We start from the raw sequence: 2,162 nt of genomic DNA, 5'->3' as shown, positions 1-2,162 counted from the left end.
CGACCGCATCCGCACCGGAACACCGTTCTTCGCCGCGGCTCCGCTCATCGTCGAGCAGCGGCAGGAGCCGTCCACCGGCTCCGCGGCCAGCCAGGACGCCGCTCCCGCCGAGGAGAAGGCACCCGCCGCGCAGCCTGCCACCGCAAACGGTGACGCGCCAGCCGCCGACGACGCCCCCGAACCCGCACCGACCGCCGCGCAGACGCCGGCCACCCAGGCCTCCGCGTTCAAGGTCGTCGCCCAGGCCACGGACGCCGGCCGGCGCTGGGCCGTAGTGGACTGCGCCACCGGGGACGTCGTCTGGATCCGCCACCGCGGCCAGGAACCCTTCGAAGCCGTCTTCGCGTCCAAGGACAAGGCCGAGCGCATCCGCAGCAGCGTCACCCTCGCGCCCGACCTACGCGTCCCCGCCCCCGCCCCCGACCCGGGCACGGAAGAGGCACACCGAAACGAGCCGGGCCCCGCCCTCGCACCGGTCCTGGGCAAGGTCATCGCCAAGGACACCCGCGGCACCGACCAACTGGTCAAGGTCCAGGTCGGTGACGAAGCCAGAGGCATGCGGATCTACGTCGCCTGGAACCCCGTCGGCGCCGACCAGGTCCAACTCGACCAGTCGGTGTACCTCTCCGGCACCCGGGGCTCCGAGGCCGCCTTCCGCGGACGGCTCGAAACCTCGGTCGAGGGCGGAACGGTGGAAGGCGAGCAGGCCGCCCACGACCGCCGCAATCTCACTCAGCCGACCCCTGAGGGCTGGATATCCGCCGACCCGAGCACCCCTCCCGCCCTCGAAGTGGGCCAGCAGGTCCGCATCCTCGACCCGCATCACCCCGCGCACGCGGCCACCGGCCAGCCGGGTACGCAGCAGTTGTACAGCACGGTCACCGTGGAGCTGGCCGACGCCAGCTCGTACGCGGGAACCAGTGCGGACGGCCGCGTGGTGGTCTTCAGCCGCGACCAGGTCGTCGCGGTACCGGGCGACGGCGCAGCCCAGCCCCAGCAGACCGCCCCGGCCCCGGCGCCGGTCGCGGAGCAGGATGCCGTTGCACGAGACGTTTCCGCCGCCCTCCTCGCCACGCTGAGGAAGGACTTCTCCTACGCCCAGCGGGCCGGCCGGTGGACGGTCGCCGACCTTGAGCCGCGCCCGGACGGAACCAGGGTGGAAGTCCTGCTGCGCACGAGCGGCGAGTGGGCCCAAGCCGTCGAGGTCGGAACGCACACCCTGCGCGACGAACGCGGCCACTTCCATGGGCTCGAAGAGGTACTGGCCTGGCGGGATGCCACCCAGCTCGTCACCCTCCAGGACCGCCCCGGGCGCACCCCGCGCCCGGGTGCAGTGGCCCCCGTGCTGGTACGGGACCGCACGCCCAAGCCCCCGCTGTTCTCCAGCCCGCCGCAGAGCATGGCCACCGCCGAGCTCGAAAGCCGTGCCACGGCCCTGGACCAGTGGCTCAACGCGTACGCGGCACACAGCGACACCGGCGCCAGTGTCCGCGCCGTCGCGCTGCGCGATGCGCTGCGCACCGAGTTGGAGCAGCGCCGCCTGCGCCGGACCGACGCCGAACAGCTCGGCGGCATGGACGCCTTCCGCCAGGACCTGGCAACCCTCACCCTGGAGGCGCCCGACCCCAGCGGAGTCCAAGTCGTCCTGCGCAACGGCGCCCCCCTGGGCACCGTCGTGGCGAGCGCCGAGGGCTACCGCTTCGTGCCCGACGGCCAGTTGGCCCTGGCCGAGGGCACCGCCTACGCCAGCCCCGACGGCGCCGCGGTCGCGCTCAGCCGCTTCCTGGCCGGCGTCCCCGAGAACCAGCCCCTCCACAAGCCCGCAGGGCCCGCACCGATCACGGCCCCGCGGTTCGTCCTCACCGCCGAGGACAAGTTCGAGCACAGGGCGGACGGCAAGCTCGCTCTCACAGCGGACGGGAAGAAGATCCCAACCGGGGCCGAGCCCAACATGCTGCTCAAGGCCCACCTGAGCGGCATGGTTCTCTACAAGAACGACCCGGACCAGCGCAGCCAGCAGATGCTCGTCGAGCGGTGCCGCAAGCACGGAAAGGCCGAAGCCGGCACCCATCTGAGTTCCGGCGGCCGACTCGCGATCATCACGGTCGCCCCCGAGCGCTACGAAGTGCGGGCACCGGACCGGCTTACCAAGGTGTTCGGTC

The 2,162-nt window shown here is 72.7% G+C and carries 1 pseudogene; it reads left to right on the top strand.

Annotated elements, in window-relative coordinates:
* Positions 1-2,162 (top strand): annotated as a pseudogene (locus ACWFR4_RS47885) (hypothetical protein); the annotation flags it as partial.

Source organism: Streptomyces sp. NPDC055140 (assembly GCF_053607285.1).
Note: the sequence above shows the minus strand (reverse complement) of the source record. Positions and strands in the feature narration are given on the sequence as shown.